This is a genomic window from Coleofasciculus sp., assembly GCF_046539235.1.
Taxonomy (GTDB): Bacteria; Cyanobacteriota; Cyanobacteriia; order Cyanobacteriales; family Coleofasciculaceae; genus Coleofasciculus.
The window spans coordinates 1-15,736 of sequence record NZ_JBKHHI010000126.1 but is presented as its reverse complement, the minus strand read 5'-3'; the positions used below and the strand labels follow the sequence as shown (position 1 = coordinate 15,736).

General features: G+C 45.5%; 15 protein-coding genes and 1 pseudogene. 3 read left to right on the top strand and 13 right to left on the bottom strand.

What is annotated here, in order from left to right; translation table 11 throughout:
- The first annotated feature begins 92 nt into the window (after nt 1-92).
- The gene (locus ACLFWI_RS13480) at nt 93-527 is read left to right on the top strand and encodes a DUF29 domain-containing protein (protein WP_446413355.1); all 435 of its coding nucleotides are present in this window, start codon (nt 93-95) and stop codon (nt 525-527) included.
- Nucleotides 528-627: 100 nt separating this feature from the next.
- Nucleotides 628-1,890 carry an RNA-guided endonuclease InsQ/TnpB family protein gene (locus ACLFWI_RS13475; RefSeq protein WP_446413354.1) on the top strand — a complete coding sequence of 421 codons (1,263 nt, stop codon included), beginning with the start codon at nt 628-630 and terminating at the stop codon, nt 1,888-1,890.
- A gap of 293 nt (nt 1,891-2,183) precedes the next feature.
- Here ACLFWI_RS13475 and ACLFWI_RS13470 read toward each other — a convergent pair whose 3' ends face one another.
- From ACLFWI_RS13470 to modD, 4 genes and pseudogenes are all read right to left on the bottom strand, one after another.
- Nucleotides 2,184-2,402 carry a Nif11-like leader peptide family natural product precursor gene (locus ACLFWI_RS13470; RefSeq protein WP_446413353.1) on the bottom strand — a complete coding sequence of 73 codons (219 nt, stop codon included), beginning with the start codon at nt 2,400-2,402 and terminating at the stop codon, nt 2,184-2,186.
- Nucleotides 2,403-2,723: 321 nt separating this feature from the next.
- Nucleotides 2,724-2,951, bottom strand: coding sequence for a hypothetical protein (locus ACLFWI_RS13465; protein WP_446413352.1), 228 nt, complete (start codon nt 2,949-2,951; stop codon nt 2,724-2,726).
- Nucleotides 2,952-3,066: 115 nt separating this feature from the next.
- Nucleotides 3,067-3,246 (bottom strand): annotated as a pseudogene (locus tag ACLFWI_RS13460) (ABC transporter); the annotation flags it as partial.
- Nucleotides 3,247-3,467: 221 nt separating this feature from the next.
- On the bottom strand, nt 3,468-4,325 hold the full coding sequence (gene modD, locus ACLFWI_RS13455; protein WP_446413351.1) for a ModD protein: 858 nt from the start codon (nt 4,323-4,325) through the stop codon (nt 3,468-3,470).
- A gap of 195 nt (nt 4,326-4,520) precedes the next feature.
- Here modD and ACLFWI_RS13450 point away from each other — a divergent pair, with 195 nt between their 5' ends.
- Complete coding sequence (locus ACLFWI_RS13450) at nt 4,521-4,730, top strand: TOBE domain-containing protein (protein WP_446407187.1); 210 nt, start codon at nt 4,521-4,523, stop codon at nt 4,728-4,730.
- A gap of 339 nt (nt 4,731-5,069) precedes the next feature.
- On the opposite strand, the gene nifB is transcribed toward ACLFWI_RS13450, so the two are convergent.
- The 9 genes from nifB to nifH all read right to left on the bottom strand — a co-directional run bounded on the left by nifB (nt 5,070) and on the right by nifH (nt 15,235).
- Nucleotides 5,070-6,353, bottom strand: coding sequence for a nitrogenase cofactor biosynthesis protein NifB (gene nifB / locus ACLFWI_RS13445; RefSeq protein ID WP_446407188.1), 1,284 nt, complete (start codon nt 6,351-6,353; stop codon nt 5,070-5,072).
- A gap of 112 nt (nt 6,354-6,465) precedes the next feature.
- Nucleotides 6,466-7,968: a nitrogenase component 1 gene (locus ACLFWI_RS13440; RefSeq protein WP_446413350.1), complete on the bottom strand. Its 1,503-nt coding sequence runs from the start codon at nt 7,966-7,968 to the stop codon at nt 6,466-6,468.
- A 197-nt stretch (nt 7,969-8,165) separates the two neighbouring features.
- The gene (gene nifE / locus ACLFWI_RS13435; RefSeq protein ID WP_006098778.1) at nt 8,166-9,533 is read right to left on the bottom strand and encodes a nitrogenase iron-molybdenum cofactor biosynthesis protein NifE; all 1,368 of its coding nucleotides are present in this window, start codon (nt 9,531-9,533) and stop codon (nt 8,166-8,168) included.
- A gap of 213 nt (nt 9,534-9,746) precedes the next feature.
- Nucleotides 9,747-10,052 (bottom strand): (2Fe-2S) ferredoxin domain-containing protein, encoded by a 306-nt coding sequence (locus tag ACLFWI_RS13430; RefSeq protein ID WP_446351084.1) that lies wholly within the window; start codon nt 10,050-10,052, stop codon nt 9,747-9,749.
- A gap of 139 nt (nt 10,053-10,191) precedes the next feature.
- Entirely contained in the window at nt 10,192-11,568 is a 1,377-nt protein-coding gene (nifK, locus tag ACLFWI_RS13425) for a nitrogenase molybdenum-iron protein subunit beta (protein ID WP_446413349.1), read from the bottom strand.
- Nucleotides 11,569-11,726: 158 nt separating this feature from the next.
- Entirely contained in the window at nt 11,727-13,346 is a 1,620-nt protein-coding gene (gene nifD / locus ACLFWI_RS13420; protein ID WP_446413348.1) for a nitrogenase molybdenum-iron protein alpha chain, read from the bottom strand.
- Between the two features lie 102 nt (nt 13,347-13,448).
- Nucleotides 13,449-13,844 carry a P-II family nitrogen regulator gene (locus ACLFWI_RS13415; RefSeq protein ID WP_446407193.1) on the bottom strand — a complete coding sequence of 132 codons (396 nt, stop codon included), beginning with the start codon at nt 13,842-13,844 and terminating at the stop codon, nt 13,449-13,451.
- 116 nt (nt 13,845-13,960) lie between these two features.
- A complete protein-coding gene (locus ACLFWI_RS13410; RefSeq protein ID WP_446407194.1) occupies nt 13,961-14,320 on the bottom strand; it encodes a P-II family nitrogen regulator in 360 nt (119 codons plus the stop codon).
- 90 nt (nt 14,321-14,410) lie between these two features.
- Nucleotides 14,411-15,235, bottom strand: coding sequence for a nitrogenase iron protein (gene nifH / locus ACLFWI_RS13405; protein ID WP_446407195.1), 825 nt, complete (start codon nt 15,233-15,235; stop codon nt 14,411-14,413).
- Between the last annotated feature and the right edge of the window lie 501 nt (nt 15,236-15,736).

The window sequence follows — 15,736 nt, the reverse complement described above, 5'->3', positions numbered from 1 at the left end:
TTGTACCGATTCTACCTGGGGAGCCTCGCGATCGCGCCTACATAGAACAGTTCCACTATTATATAGAGAGACGTTGAGGTGGGAAAATCGTGATGCCAGCGCCAGAAACGAATCAACAGACAGCAACACCTACACCCAACCTCTACGAAACCGATTTTTATGCTTGGACGCAGGAACAAGCGTCGTTACTCCGCCAACAGCATTGGAGTCAGCTTGATTTGGGCAATCTGATTGAGGAGATTGAATCCTTGGGAAAACAGCAACGCCAGGAATTGCGAAATCGGTTGACGGTGCTGATTGGACATTTGTTGAAATGGGAGTACCAACCGCAACGCCGGAGTCGGAGTTGGCTGGCGACGATTCGCGTACAGCGCCGTGATACGGTAGAGTTGCTCAAAGACAATCCAAGCCTAAAGCCTTACCTTGAGGATGCACTGGTTTTAGCTTACGAGAACGGTAGAGATCTGGCAATGGGAGAAACTGACTTGCCAGAACGTAATCGCGACTGTCCCCGACTTCAGCGATAGCAAGTCGGGGAAGGATAGCGGATAATTTGCAGGTTTCAATATCCTGCAAATTATCAAATTGCTATTGTTATTTTACCAGATTAAATAGTAGAATAGGTGTATGCTAACACGTCGAACCACTTTCAGGCTTTATCCAAACAAGACCCAATGTAACAAGCTCCATTGGGCTAGAAAAATGCATTGTGAATTATACAATGCAGCAATGGCTAATCGTAGGACACAGTACAAACACTTTGGGCATTCTGTTGATTATTTTGAACAACAGAACTGTTTACCTGAGTTTAAAAAGGTTTGGACTGAGTATGCTGAATTAGGTTCCCATACGTTACAAGCTACCTTAAAGCGGGTTGATTTTGCCTATAAGCGATTTTTCCAAGGATTAGGTAAGTATCCTAAGTTTAAAGCGAAGCGGCGATATAGCGGCTGGACATATCCGAATAAGCAACGCTGGAAGGCTTTATCTAACGGACTTAACGGTTACTTAGAACTGAGAGACCTCGATCTAAAGATCCAGATGCGGGGACAAGCTAGAACTTGGGGAACGCCAACGACTTGCACAATCTTTTTCAGGAATGGTAAGTGGTATGTGTCAATCACCGTACAGTGCAACCCAACCCGTCAAACAGGTACGGGTTCAATCGGAATCGACCTTGGCTGTAAAGACGCGGTAACGCTTTCAACTGGCGAGAAAATTGCTAAACCCGATTTTATTCAGGAGGGACACAAGAAGGTTAAGGTAGCCTCAAAGCGGTTAAGACGCAAAAGACCACCTAATAGGAATAAGAAAGTCAAGGGGTCGAGGCGATGGAAAAAGGAACGTAAACGGATCTCTAAACTTCAGAGCAAGATAGCCCGACAACGGGAAGATTGGCTGCACAAAGTAACCAGTGATATAGTGAGCGGTAATAGCCTAATCGGTGGTGAGCAGTTAAACGTCAAGGGTATGACTCGGAAGGCAAAGAAGGGTAAGCCTAAGAAACAGAAAGCCGGATTAAATCGGTCTATTCTTGACGTTGGGTTTGGCATAGTCGGTGATTTATTAACCTACAAATCGGCTGAGGCAGGTGGGTTTTATGTTGAGTCACCAACTAGGACGCTAAAGCCAACTCAACGGTGTGCTAAATGTTGGGAATTAACGCCTAAGACTTTGAGCGATAGAGTCCATATTTGCTCTAATCCCGACTGCAAGCACGTCGAAGATAGAGATGTTAATGCTGCTCAAGTTAATGAGATTTGGGCAAGGGGTTTGGAACGAACCTCTTTAGACGCAGAGCTGCCTAGCTCTACTGATTGTGGAAGCATGAAGCAACTAGGAGTGAGGAAGCGTCAGAAACACAGACTTCAACGAAGTAAGTCTGTGTAGTTCATCAAACCTTTCCCCAGACGTGTCCCTACAGTTTGGCGGAAATTTTAGAGGATAGCTTTTATCCGGGTGAACCGAGTGAGTTGGTCAATGAATGGGAAAAATAATCTAGTATTGAACAAAAGTATATGTTATGTGGTGACGTAAAAGTGGTTACCTAACTTTGGATACTTCGGACCTGATATCACTAAACCCGCCCTGATAGAGTGCAATAATTTTTCGACAAATGACGTAGCTTGCTTCTCAAGGGAGCGAGTATGACAAATGACGAATGACAAATGACAAATGACAACCTACCACCAAATCAAGCGTCGAGGTGGAAAGCCTGACTCCTCCCACGAGTCCCCAGCTTCTTTGATAACAGTATCCAGTTCTGCGACGGTAAACTCGTAACCATCAGTAGCCGCTAGTTCCACAAACTCTTCCTTGGTTTTGAGGGCGTCGTATTTAGCTCGCAATTTTTTATCTTTTCCGCCTGCTTCGAGTAAATTGATCACATTGTCTTGAGACATCGTTGCTAACCTCTCTTAGAAACCTGGGTAATACCAATTCTGTAAGACATTACACTTGCTCTACCCCACCATTGACACCACCTCACCTGACTAAGGCAAGGTTAGGAGGTGTGACTATTCTGCCAAAGAAATAGGATGAGATAGCTCAACTTATGAGTAGTATCTCAGCCTCTGCTGTCATTTTTTGTATTTGAGATATCTTTTTGAAACTATTTTTTTCTGAGAAACATTGCAATTTATTGCTATAAGTTAAAAAAATTTACAATCAATTACATTGAGTCACAATAATGTAACCAAGCTGCTCAACAATTAACCTCACAACTACTCAGGCTGAATCACTTCAAAGTCAGATTCATACAGAGACAACATCAGAGGAACGTCATTCGGATTCATTAAATTTTGTTCTAAGCGGACTATCCAACGTCCTGACTCTTCACGACCTTGGATAATCCCCTGAATACCCGCAGCATATTCAGGGCGGATAACCCGAATTGAGGTTCCTACCTTGAGCATTAGCCAAATAGTATCTACTTTACCTTCCCTAAACATGAGGGACGTTCTGTTATTTTAACCCAATTTTAACCGTTTCTTATACATAAGAATACATTGGCTGACAGGTCTGTAGATCCAGGTTTTTGTCAAGGTTTCCGGACATAATAGTCAGTCATTGTTCCATCAAAATCAGTCGCAACGGGTCTAAACGAACGTACCAGGGAAAGGGGCGGTCTTTGAGATTCGCCCATTTTTCCTTGTAAACCTCAACTTGTAGGTGATAGTCTTGGGCGTGAGCCGGAGGCTGATGCAGTCTAATAGATAGTGTTGTCCGGTGTTGCGACTCGCTGCTGCTGTCCGCCGGAAATTTGCTCAGGGTAGCGGTTTTCGGTTCTTCCGGACAAACTCAGCCAAACTGTTAGTTAAAACGACGCCAAAGCCATCTATATTGGTTATACTGGGATTTTCTGTCTCAATCTTCTCGTTAAATTCAAAATAATCCCCAAAATCCTTGTGTCGCAATAATCGTGGGCATCGTCTGAGGCAATTTAGCATAATTTGTCCTGAAGAACCCTAAACTGACGCTCGCTTCGGCTCAATTTCTACCTGGATATCAGCAGGCTTGGCATAATAGGGAGCGGTTAAGACTAACCCATCTACGCCCGTTGCCGCATAATTGGCGATATTAGCGTCATTGATCCCGCCAGCCGCCAGAGTAATTAGCGTTGGATTCATAGACTTGAGTTGGGGAATTGCCTCCGCTAATGCCTCAACATTTACTTTGTCAAATTGAATCCCATCGATTCCTGAAGCGGCTAAGTTAAAGGCGGTAGCCATATCTTTAACTTCAACAATGACTTTCTTTTCCTTAACCTGGCGCTTAATGACGGGTAGTTGCTGAATTAGGGGGTCAATCCCACCCAAAAAGTTAAGATGCTGTTGGAAGATTAAAACAGTTTCTGAAAGTCCTAGTCGATGAGGATATGCCCCACCCGCTAAGATGGCTTTCACGGCGATGGGTTTGGTTGCTGGGATGACTTTGCGAGTGGTATAAAGCATTACATTTTGATTCGCCGCTTGTGCTAATTGCACCAAATTGTCGGTTTTGGTGGCGACTCCACAGGCATATTCGAGTAAATTTTGGGCAGGTTTCCAAGCCAGATGCAAGGCGGCGGCGTTTCCGGTAGCACTGAGAAAGGTGACACCTGCATCCAAGAGTTGACCCGTTGCCAAGATTGCTGTCACGTCTGCACCCACTTGGCGTAAGATACTGGCGGCTTCTTCGGTGCAGGCTAGAACGGTTTTGGCGCGAGTGGTAAAGCGGATTGTCCCCATGCGATCGCCAATCCCTAGCACCTGGGTGGTTAAATCAAAATAGGGAACGTCTTCTTGGATTAACTGTTCGATAAACTGCTGTGAGATAAAAACCATTACGTATGCCGCATTTTTGCCTTCGGTCTTCTAACTTGGCTATATTATAACTTGGCTATATCAGTTATGCGAGGGTAAAAATGAGTAAAATAATACAATTTATTGTTTTGATCAAAATATTTAGCAAAATCAGAAAATTTAGTTATTTTTGGTATTATTAGCTGGTGAACCAATGACTAAAGCAGGGATTAAACTATGGAAGTTAGCGCTCGCAATACCTTTAAAGGGACAGTGAAAAAGGTTGTACCTGGAGCCGTTAACAGTGAGGTGACTATAGAAGTTGCTCCTGGGGTGGAAATGACGGCAATTATCACCAAGTCTTCGGCGGAACGACTCGGTCTCGCCCAGGGTAAGGAAGCCTATGCTGTTGTTAAAGCGACAGATGTTATGGTGGCAACAGATTAAAGGATGCTTGCTTGAACATTGGGTTGTCCCAAATCCTCAGTTTTCACCAGTCAACAGCAGCCCGGAATCGTAGGGGCGCACAGACGTGCGCCCTGACTTAAGTAGGATAAGACTCCTTCAGGGCGGCGGCTATTTTGACTACGGGATTGATTTAAGATTAAAAAAATATAATTAACTGTAGGGTGGGTTAGGCGGTAACTCCATGAAGGGAAATAACCCTTTAATGAAATATCCGCCGTAACCCACCAATAATAAGGTAAAAAATCGGTGCGTTAGCGAAGCGTAACGCACCCTACACGTTATGGTCAATTATGGCGAATACAGTTCAACTACAAACCCTTAACCACAACCTAAGCCACTCCCGGTACATTCTCCAACTTTACCCGCCGCAACTTGCCGTTTGCCTTTCAGCTTTGACAAATCACTTCCTTCATAAACGGCTTGCAATCCCGTCTCAATAAAACCGCTCATTTCCACCGGAAGCACACCACACTTGGTCAAAATTTCTTTCGGGTTATCGCCAATGCTACTGGCTAAAATCGCTCGACAATCTTTCAGCATATTCGCAACTTTTTGCCACCGTTCAAAACCACTTCCACGGTCAGGGGCGAGGCGTTCTTCTACTAAGGTAAAGCCTTGATCGGTTTTCTGCCAAATCTGAAACTGATCCGCTTGACCTAAATGTTGATTCACCAGAATTCCTTCAACGGTTGCTACAGCGACATAAGGGCGTTCTTTTTCTTCAATGGGAATCACTTTCTTGGAACAAGCAATTAAACAACCGTGGAATTCCTCAGACTGATCTGCTCCTAAAAGTCCCACAGCATCTGCCCGACAGCGTGTGCAATGGCGCATTTGCGGTAAATATTCCTCGCATTCTTTGCGGATTTTCGCCATTGTAATTGCATCGGGTTCAGTTAATCCTTCAAATGGCGTTTCGGCTGTGGGATACATCGCCATGGCATTAAATAAATCTGCGCCTAGTTCTGCCATGGTTTTGGCAACTTCAACCACATGATGGTCATTAATTCCGGGCATGACAATGCAGTTAATTTTAACTGTAATCCCGGCAGCTTTTAGTCCTTTTACGGCTTCGAGTTGGCGTTCTAAGAGTAATTTAGCCCCTTTTAATCCCTGATAAACTGACTTTTCATGGCGTACCCATCGGTAAACTTTGCGCGTAATTTCTGGGTCGATCGCGTTGATGGTAACGGTAACGTGACTGACGCCAATTTCGGCAATTTCGTCGATATATTCGGGTTTGAGATTTAAGCCATTGGTTGCCAAGCAGAGGATTAAGTCGGGAAACTTTTCCCGCAGCAGCCGCATTGTACCTAAGGTTTCCTCTGGATTGGCAAAGGGATCACCTGGACCCGCAATTCCAGCAACACTGATTCTTGGTTCTTTCTCTAATACCTTTTCCATGTAAACAGCGGCTTGGGCGGGAGAAAGAATAGTACTGGTTACACCGGGTCTACTTTCGTTGACGCAATCATATTTGCGATTGCAATAATTACATTGGATATTGCACTTGGGTGCTACAGGTAAATGGACTCGTCCGAACTGTCCTTTTACCTTGACATTAAAACAAGGGTGATTTTCTAAGTTAACTGTAGCTGTCATGGTTTTCTCTCCTGAAGTGATGAGTTGAATTTTCGGAAACTTATCAAGACTAAGTTAGTGACGAATGATTACTTGTGAACGAATGACAAATGACAAATGACAAATGACCAAATCAAAGATAACCATACCCTACAGGTGAATCGGTTTGCTTCTTCTCGATAATGGCATTCACAATCCGATCTAACAGGTTCTGAGTGCCGCGATACCCCAGATGTAGCATCCGTTGTCCGCCAAAGCGATCGTGAATTGGGAAGCCTACGCGGATTAGGGGAATTTGATATTTTTTAGTCAGGGAATATCCTTTGCTGGTTCCAATCAACATATCGGGTTCTAGACTTTCAATTTCTTCAGCAATTTCATAGAAATCAAATCCTTCTTTAACGATTGGTGGTTCGGTGACAATATCAGACGTAACCGCGTTAATTGCGTCCTGAAACTGTCCACTATTTCCTCCTGATGCACATAAGACTATCTTCATGCCAATTTCGGCTAAAAATGCCGTTAATCCGACACACAAATCTTCTTCCCCATAAACAACTACCCGCTTACCAAACAGATATTTATGGGAATCAACATAAGCATCAACTAACCGTCCCCGTTCCAGTTCATGTTTTCTCGGTTTCGCACACCCAGAAACCTCTTCTAGGGCGTCAAAGAAGCGATCGCACTCTCGCAACCCAATCGGCATACCCAAGGCGTACAGGGGAACACCGCTGCGTTTAGCCAGAAGTTGACCTCCAGAATTACCTGTGCGTTGCAACACTTGACCGAACTCAATTGTGGCGCTAGAATGCCCCATACTTTGAATCGCTGCAATTGGCGTTCCCCCTTCGGGAATCTTTTCATAGTCCATTTGTGCGGGGGCGTCTAAGGTTTCGGAGATATCCGGTAGGATCGTTCCTGGACAATTAAAGTCGTCGAGAACTTCTTTTAAATAACGGATATCGGCTGGAGAAACTAATCCAGGTAAAAGATTGATTTTGGACGTGTTGATTGTTGATTGTTGATTGTTGATTGTGTAGGGGCGGGTTTCACGACTATCACTTTCTGTTGGCACAGATGTGACTAAACCCGCCCCGACTCCTGGGGATTGGGAAGCGGTTGTGGATTCTACTGTTTTTGGTTCCACTAACTGATCAATCACTGCCCGCACTGTGGCATGGAAACCTTCTATATGCGTACCACTATAACTGGGGGTAGAAACATTCAACAAGGTTGGCAATTCCTTGTCGCCAAATTCTTCCTTAAACTCTCTCAACAACCCACTAACATTATCACCGATGGTTTCAGTTAAGCAAGTGGTAGCAATTCCTACAACTTTTGCCCCATATTTATCCATGACATTGAGGATACCTTTTTTCAGATTAGGTCCTCCGCCATAAACGGCGTGTTTTTCACTCAAGGAAGAGGAAGCAATATCAATGGGTTCGCGAAAGTGACTAATGATATAACGCCTCATGTAGGTGGCGCAGCCTTGTGATCCATGCAGAAAGGGTACGGTTCCTTCAATTCCCCGAAAGGCGATACAAGCGCCCAGAGGTTTACACAGTTTACAGGCGTTGGTTGTGGAAACGTAAGCTTCGGTTTTTTGCTTAATTTTGAGTTTCTTCGACATGGTTTTATTGGTGGCAGCGAATTGGATAATGGTTTATCTTTTCAATCCTGGAATAATGGTGCGTTACGCTACCCTACCCTTAGGGAACGCTGCGCGAACGGGAACACGGCGCGAATGCTAACACACCCTACAACTTGAGGCACTAAAGTGCCTACTACGAACTACTACGAACAACCCGTTTTAACGGGTTTAAGCTTTTAGCCGGAACTTGAGTTCAAGGCTTGATTTTTACGCGGCACAAACCTCCAGACGGGAGACATGACAGTACTATGCACTTCTTTGGCAAAATTCACCATTCCCAGAAACCCTTCTAATGCTTCTTTGCGTTCATGGTTGTGGTCGCAAAATCCGAGTCCTAACTTATAGGCAATGGGTCGTTCTTTAACACCACCGACAAAGATATCAACATCTTTTTCTTTCAAAAATGCTGATAGTTCTAAGGGGTTAGAATCATCAACAATAATTGTGCCTTCGTCTGTGACTTCGTGGAGTTCTCGGTAATCTTCGCTGGTTCCGGTTTGCGAACCCACCATCACCACATCCATGCCGATAAGTCGGAAGGCTTTTACTAAGGAAAAGGCTTTGAACGCACCGCCCACATAAATCGCCGCTTTTTTACCTTGCAAGTCTTTGCGGTACTCTTGCAGTTTAGTATACAACAGGGTTAATTCTTCTCGCACTAAGTCTTGAGCGCGTTTGAGAATTTCTGGGTCATCCTCAAAGAATCGGGCAACTTTATACAAGGCTTCCGCCATGTCTTCTACGCCAAAGTAGGACACTCGTAGAAACGGAGTTCCATACTTTTCTTTCATCATCTTAGCTAAGTCCATCGTCGCCCCAGAGCACTGAACCACGTTCAATGCAGCGCCGTGCGATCGCGCGATATCTCCAACTCTACCATCGCCTGTGATATTGGCAACAACCTGGACACCCATGCGTTCAAAGTATTCACGGATAATCCAAATTTCTCCAGCTAAGTTAAAATCACCCAGAATATTAATACTGCGGGGAGAAATCCCTGTAGTGTCTCCTGTCCCCACTAAACGGAACATGGCAGTACAAGCCGCATTATAGCCCGCCCGTTTATTGCCCTTAAACCCTTCTGATTTAACCGGAATTACTGGGATATTCTTTTCTTGGCTAACTCGCCGACATATGGCTTCTAAATCATCGCCAATAATACCCACAATACAGGTAGAATAAACAAACGCCGCATTGGGGTGATGTCGGTCAATCAGTTCCGTTAACGCCTGATAGAGTTTCTTCTCACCACCAAAGATGACATCGCGTTCTTGTAAGTCAGTGGAAAAACTCAACCGATGCAATTCTGGACCCGATGAAAGCGCCCCGCGAATATCCCACGTATACGCCGCACACCCGATTGGTCCATGGACTAAATGAACCGCGTCAGCGATGGGGTATAAAACAACGCGAGAACCACAAAAGACGCAAGCACGTTGGCTAACTGCACCAGCAAGGCTGTCTTTGTTACATTCCAGGTCAAATGGTTGGTTTCCCTTGCGGTGAATTTGCTTTTCACGTTCTTGGAAAATAACAGGTTCCATATCGTCAGGCTCACAAACGTTGTACAAAAATGCTTTTAGAAAAAGTGAAAAAGGTGAGGTAAGCCCCGACACCCGCCAAGAACTCAAGTTCTTGGCTTATAGCTCAAGTCGTCTAAAGACGACTGGAATTCTCTCGTGTAGGGGCGACCCGCTTGTACAAATCAACAACTGTATCCATTCAATTGACTCGGGTCGCCCTTTACTATCTGAGATTTAACTAACAAACAGATAATCCTCAGCAGGTTTGCCGTCTTCTAAGGCGTCGAGGATTTCGTCAATAGCTTCTTCATCAACATTGCCGTACCAATAATTGTCTGGATAAACCATCATCACGGGTCCGTTGTTGCACAGATTCATGCATCCCGTTGAGGAAACCAGAGCGTCTAAACCGCGATCGGTGATTTCTGATTCGAGATACTGAATTAATGTTGTAGAATCCTTTTTCTGACAAACTCCTTTCGCGTCACCATTGACTCGGAAGCTGGAACAAACGAAGATGTGGTGTTCAGGTTTCTGCATGATAAACCCCCTTAAAAAGGATGAAAAATTAAGGATGATTTTTGAGTTTTTTAGGACTAACTCAAACCTTGGATGGGGGCGGGTTGAGTTACATTAGGCTGACAACAAATTATCCTAATTAACCCGCCCCTAAAGCGTTCTAGCGAACCAATTCAAACAGCTCATCGGGAGCATCCCGGTCGAGGCGTTCGAGTAAGGTGTTGCAAATATTAGACAGCAGGTAAATACCGCCCCAGTAACAAGCTGTGGGGAAGTAGCTGTGACCGACGCGATCTAAAATGGGGAAACCGAAGCGCACGATCGGAATATCTTCATCACGACCGATATACTTGCCGTATTCATTGCCCAGAAGCAAATCGACTGGCTCATTCTTAATCAGTTGATGCAAGTAGAACAAGTCTGCATTAGCCGCAACAACAGCATCGGGAACGGTATCCTTGAGGATATCTTTGACCCGTTCTTCAAAGCGCTTCCCAACCGGACTACCCGTAATCACATAAACCGGTAACATACCGCAGTCTACGAGGAACTCAGTCGCAGAGATCACTTGGTCAGGGTCACCATATACCGCAACCCGCTTGCGATACAGATACTGCTGCATATCCGTCATCACATCAACCAACCGTCCCCGGTCATCATTGAGCGATTCAGGTGGTGTGACATCACTGAATTCAATCAAGGCTTGAACAAAGCGGTCAGTGGCGCGAAGACCAATGGGTAAGTCCAGGACACGAGACGGAACTTGGCACTTGTTTTGGAGTGCGATCGCGGCGGCTTCTGAGGTAAAATTACCCAAGGCTAAGGTGGCGGTGCTATTCCCGGTGTCGATTAAATCGGGAATCGGTGTCCCGCCTTTCGGGTACATCTGAAACTCACCCGTCTTCGGCGTATCCACCACATCCGCAGTATCGGGGAAGACAATCGCGTCAATCCCCATTTGGGTCACTAACTGCTTAACCGCCCGCACGTCGGAGGGTTCGACATAGCCAGGAATAATGTTGAGCTTATGATTCGGCGTATCCGTTTTTGCCGATAAATAAGTCACCATCGCCTTGGTCATATTCGACCAGCCGGTGACATGAGAGCCGACGTAGCTGGGAGTATTGGCGTGAATGACGTATTTGCCTTCGGGAACTGCCCCAGATTCACGGGCTTGGCGGATAAATGTGGGTAAATCATCGCCAATGGTTTCCGATAAGCAAGTAGTACTTACCGCCACCATATCTGGATTGTAGACGGTAAAAATAGTGGTCAGGGCTTGCTTGAGGTTTGCACCACCACCAAACACAGAGGAACCCTCGGTAAAGGCGCTGGTTGCAGCCATGATGGGTTCTCTGTAATGGCGGGTCAGGTGAGACTTGTGGAAGGAACAGCAGCCTTGAGAGCCGTGAGAGTTGGGTAAGCAGCCGTGAATCCCTAATGCGGCGTACATTGCACCAATAGGCTGACAAGTCTTAGCCGGGTTGATTCGTAGCGCCTTGCGTTCAACAATTTCTTTAGGGGTTGCTTCTAACATGATTCTGGTTTTCCTTTGTGGGTTTAAGTCTGTAGGGGCGGGTTTCACTATTAACGTTGCTTGTTCAACCCAGATGTGACTAAACCCGCCCTGCTCGCAAGAATTAACGGATAACTTTTTTGCTCTCAGACGCTGCTTGCATCGCGTCTGGAACATGGCTAGTTCTGCCAGGGAGCTTTCACTAACTTCCAAGTGGGGTTGTTAATCCGCATATCGATATCTTTGGCGAAATTAACCGCACCTTGGAATCCGGCAAACGGACCGCCGTAGTCGTAGTTGTGAAGTTGCTTACAAGGAACGCCAAACTTCTCAATCACATACTTGTCCTTAATCCCGGAACCGACGATATCGGGCTTGAGGCGCTTAATCAGAGTTTCTAGCTCATGATGGGAGATGTCATCAATCATCAATGTATCTTCACCCATCTCCGAAATCATCCCCTCGTACCGATTCAGGAACCCTTCCTCTTTGAGCTGCTCCACCCATGCTGGGTCAGCCGTCAGTTTGTAGCGTTCGGGGTCTTTTTCGACACGCAACTCTTCAACGTTGCGGGAATCGGCGTCTACTTTTAAGGGTAGAACTTGACGACCTTCGTAGTCATCCCGGTGGGCGAACTCATAACCAGCAGCAATGGTTTTGATGCCTAAGTCTGCAAACAAGTCTTGGTAATGGTGAGCGCGAGAACCGCCCACAAACAGAATCGCACTCTTGCCTTGCAACCGTTCCCGAATCGGGGCAATTTCCGCTTCTGCGGCAGCCACTTCTTCAGCAATTACCTCTTCAATGCGCTGAGTGAGTGCCTCATCATTAAAGAATCGGGCAACCTTACGCAAGGATTTGGCAAAAGCTTGAACGCCGATGAAGCTGACCTTCGTCCAAGGAACCCCAAACTTGGTTTCCATCATCTCCGCCATGTAGTTAATCGAGCGGTGACACATGACCAAGTTCAATTGAGCTAAATGGGCTTTTGTTGCTGCATCGTAGTTGCCGTCACCACTAAATGTGGCAATCACATTAATCCCACACTTCTCAAACACCCGCTCCAGTTCATACGCATCGCCGCCGATGTTGTACTCACCCAAAAGGTTGACGGTGAAGCCTTCAAGTTCTTCGTCTGTTGCTTCGCCTTCACCCACCCAATTTTTAAAGAAGCCATTGTTGGCGATGTGGTGACCCGCAGACTGGGAAACGCCTTTATAGCCTTCGCAGTTAAATGCAACAACCGAAATGCCCAGCTTTTCTGTCATCTCTTTGGCAACGGTTTGAATATCGTCACCAATTAACCCCACGGGACAGGTGGCTGTGATGGTAATTGCATTGGGCTTGAAGATGTCATAGCCTTCCTGAACGGCTTGACGCAGCTTTTTCACACCGCCGAAGACAATATCAGAGTCCTGCATGTCAGTGGTGACACAGTAGCTCATGTAATTCTTGCCATCTTCACGAGCCCGATACTGGTTGCGCCGTGTCATCCAGGTGTAGTAAGAACAGCCCACTGGTCCGTGAACAATGTGCAGCACATCACCAAAGGGACCAACAACCACCCCTTTACAGCCAGCAAAGGCACAGTGTCTGGTGTTGAGAATGCCAGGAACTGTTCGCACATTCGCCTGAATTTCCTGTCCTTCGACGGACGGGTCCCGCATCACGATATGCTTTGCCCGTTTTCTGGCAACTTTGGCTGGGTAGGGCGCAACCATTTCTTTGGTAACCTCTTTCGGGTCTACGTCATAGGTCGCCTTTTCTAATTTCAAGGTATCTGAATCATGGGGACTCATAATCGTTTTCTCCTGTCTTAATTACTTTTATGGAAGGGCGGATTTAGTCAAGTTATCGATGTGCACCAAGTAAAACCCGCCCCTACATTTGGCTGGGAAACCTTAACCGATCATTTCATCAATCGCGACTGCTCCTGTTTCACCGCTGCTAACGCGGACACTATCATCAACGGGCAGAACAAAGATTTTTCCATCTCCGGGGTTGCTGGTCTGATTGGCTTGAATCAGGGCATCAACCACTTGCTGAACGTTGTCATCGGGAACCACCAAACTGAGCATCCGTTTGGGAATTAAACGGTGTCCTTGAGCCAGGAGAGGCAGCAAATCACTGCTATCTTGGGGATTTTCATTAATTGCTTTCGCTAACTGAAAGTCCACGGCTTGCCTGCCTCGACCGACTACTTTCACCGCTGTCACGGACGGAAAACCAGCTTTACTTAAGGCGGCTTTCGTCTGGTTAATTTTGTTCATCCTGATGACAGCCAGAACTTCTTTCATAACCTTAAACACTGAGATTGACTCTCGTGCCTCCTAACATAAACCGGGGAGTTCTCTTGTAGAAACCGTTATTAACGATTTCTACAAGAACAATGGATACAAAATGGGTCTCATTTTTAGCGCGTAGCCAGCGCAGGTTCTTTCGTACTCGAATCGGTTTTGCCGGAGCTGATGGTGTAGACTTCTTCTACAGGACTGACAAATATCTTGCCATCACCGGCTGCTCCTTCTGTTCCCGTGCGAGCGCTGCTGAGAATTGCCCGAATCACAAACTCTTTTTCGGTATCGGGAACCACTACCATTAACAACGCTTTGGGTAGTTCATCATAAAGCACATTACCAATTTTCAATCCCCGTTGTTTGCCTCGACCAAAGACATCAACTTTGGTAACGGCTGGATAACCAGCGTCCAAGAGCGCTTTCATAACGTCGTCGCTCTTTTCCGGTCGAATAATCGCTCTCACCATGATAGTCATGGGATGTTGCCTCCAAACAATTGTGCTTGTATTTCAGCGGTGGAAGATGTGAGAATGTTTGTAACCTTCCACCTGCAACACACTGCATCTTTAGCCGTACAAACCGAACTTAACAAGTAGTTGTTCCAACTCGTCATTCTTCATCGGTGTGGGAACGACATGATTGGTGTTCTCATCAATCGCTTTAGCTAAGCTGCGATAATGACCGGCTTGCTCGCAATCGGGATCATATTCAATCACCGTCTTGCGGTTCAGTTCCGCCCGTTGAACCATGTTGTCGCGGGGCAAGAAATAGATCATCTGAGTGCCGAGGGCTTCAGCCAATGCTTCGATAAGTTCAGCTTCCAGATCAACCTTACGGCTGTTGCAAATTAAACCGCCTAAACGAACACCACCAGATTCAGCGTATTTTTGAATGCCTCGGCAGATGTTATTGGCGGCATACATTGCCATCATTTCGCCAGAGGTAACGATGTAAATTTCTTGGGCTTTACCTTCCCGAATTGGCATGGCGAAACCGCCGCAAACTACGTCACCTAGTACGTCGTAGAAAGCATAATCAAGACCTTCACTTTCGTCATAGGCACCGAGTTGTTCGAGCATACTAATTGAGGTGATAATGCCTCGACCCGCACAGCCTACGCCAGGTTCTGGACCACCGGATTCTACGCAGAGGGTTTTGCCATAGCCTTCTTTACGAATTTCTTCAAGATCGACATCGTCGCCTTCTTCACGTAAAGTATCTAACACACTCTTTTGGTGCAAACCACCGAGCAATAAGCGCGTAGAATCTGCTTTGGGGTCACAACCAACGATCATGACTTTGCGACCGAGTTCGCAAAGTCCAGCCACTGTATTTTGTGTGGTCGTGGATTTACCGATTCCACCTTTACCGTAAATAGCAATCTTCCTCATTTCAGACCTCCATTAGGATCAAGTATTTGAGTTGAGGTTACATTATTGACATTTAATTGAAGTTTATTCGGAGAATATTTGTATATTCAACCATCCGAAAGCTTCAAATCAGTCAAAAAACAATTGAGCGTTTATTTTGACAACGTTTTTTGTTTTCCTGATGATTTAATCATAGGAACTAAATCTAGAAGCAAAAGTGTATTTTGCTACAAATTCAGGCTTTTTTTAATTTAGTTTTAGATCTGTATTTTGCTGTTTGTAACAAAGCCTTTGTCTTTCTATATAAACAATAAATTAATTACTTAGTTTAAATTTGTTTAAATCTTTAGTTATTGTTAAATAGTGATAATTTACACTGTTTTTAATTCAGATTCCTCAAGACAAATGATACTTACTTTTAGAGTTAATCCAACCTGTTATCGGCAAAAAAATACCCTTGGCGATTTACCAAGGGTTACTTATACAACGGAGTTACGTTAAAACTTGTTCAATCAGAAACTG

Excerpts from the sequence above, each read along its gene's own strand:
- ACLFWI_RS13440 (WP_446413350.1), bottom strand. The coding sequence starts at position 7,968 with ATGTCGAAGAAACTCAAAATTAAGCAAAAAACCGAAGCTTACGTTTCC.
- nifH (WP_446407195.1), bottom strand. The coding sequence starts at position 15,235 with ATGAGGAAGATTGCTATTTACGGTAAAGGTGGAATCGGTAAATCCACG.
- ACLFWI_RS13410 (WP_446407194.1), bottom strand. The coding sequence starts at position 14,320 with ATGACTATCATGGTGAGAGCGATTATTCGACCGGAAAAGAGCGACGAC.
- ACLFWI_RS13465 (WP_446413352.1), bottom strand. The coding sequence starts at position 2,951 with ATGTTTAGGGAAGGTAAAGTAGATACTATTTGGCTAATGCTCAAGGTA.
- ACLFWI_RS13450 (WP_446407187.1), top strand. The coding sequence starts at position 4,521 with ATGGAAGTTAGCGCTCGCAATACCTTTAAAGGGACAGTGAAAAAGGTT.
- ACLFWI_RS13480 (WP_446413355.1), top strand. The coding sequence starts at position 93 with ATGCCAGCGCCAGAAACGAATCAACAGACAGCAACACCTACACCCAAC.
- nifE (WP_006098778.1), bottom strand. The coding sequence starts at position 9,533 with ATGGAACCTGTTATTTTCCAAGAACGTGAAAAGCAAATTCACCGCAAG.
- ACLFWI_RS13415 (WP_446407193.1), bottom strand. The coding sequence starts at position 13,844 with ATGAAAGAAGTTCTGGCTGTCATCAGGATGAACAAAATTAACCAGACG.
- nifK (WP_446413349.1), bottom strand. The coding sequence starts at position 11,568 with ATGTTAGAAGCAACCCCTAAAGAAATTGTTGAACGCAAGGCGCTACGA.
- ACLFWI_RS13430 (WP_446351084.1), bottom strand. The coding sequence starts at position 10,052 with ATGCAGAAACCTGAACACCACATCTTCGTTTGTTCCAGCTTCCGAGTC.
- ACLFWI_RS13475 (WP_446413354.1), top strand. The coding sequence starts at position 628 with ATGCTAACACGTCGAACCACTTTCAGGCTTTATCCAAACAAGACCCAA.
- nifD (WP_446413348.1), bottom strand. The coding sequence starts at position 13,346 with ATGAGTCCCCATGATTCAGATACCTTGAAATTAGAAAAGGCGACCTAT.
- nifB (WP_446407188.1), bottom strand. The coding sequence starts at position 6,353 with ATGACAGCTACAGTTAACTTAGAAAATCACCCTTGTTTTAATGTCAAG.
- ACLFWI_RS13470 (WP_446413353.1), bottom strand. The coding sequence starts at position 2,402 with ATGTCTCAAGACAATGTGATCAATTTACTCGAAGCAGGCGGAAAAGAT.
- modD (WP_446413351.1), bottom strand. The coding sequence starts at position 4,325 with ATGGTTTTTATCTCACAGCAGTTTATCGAACAGTTAATCCAAGAAGAC.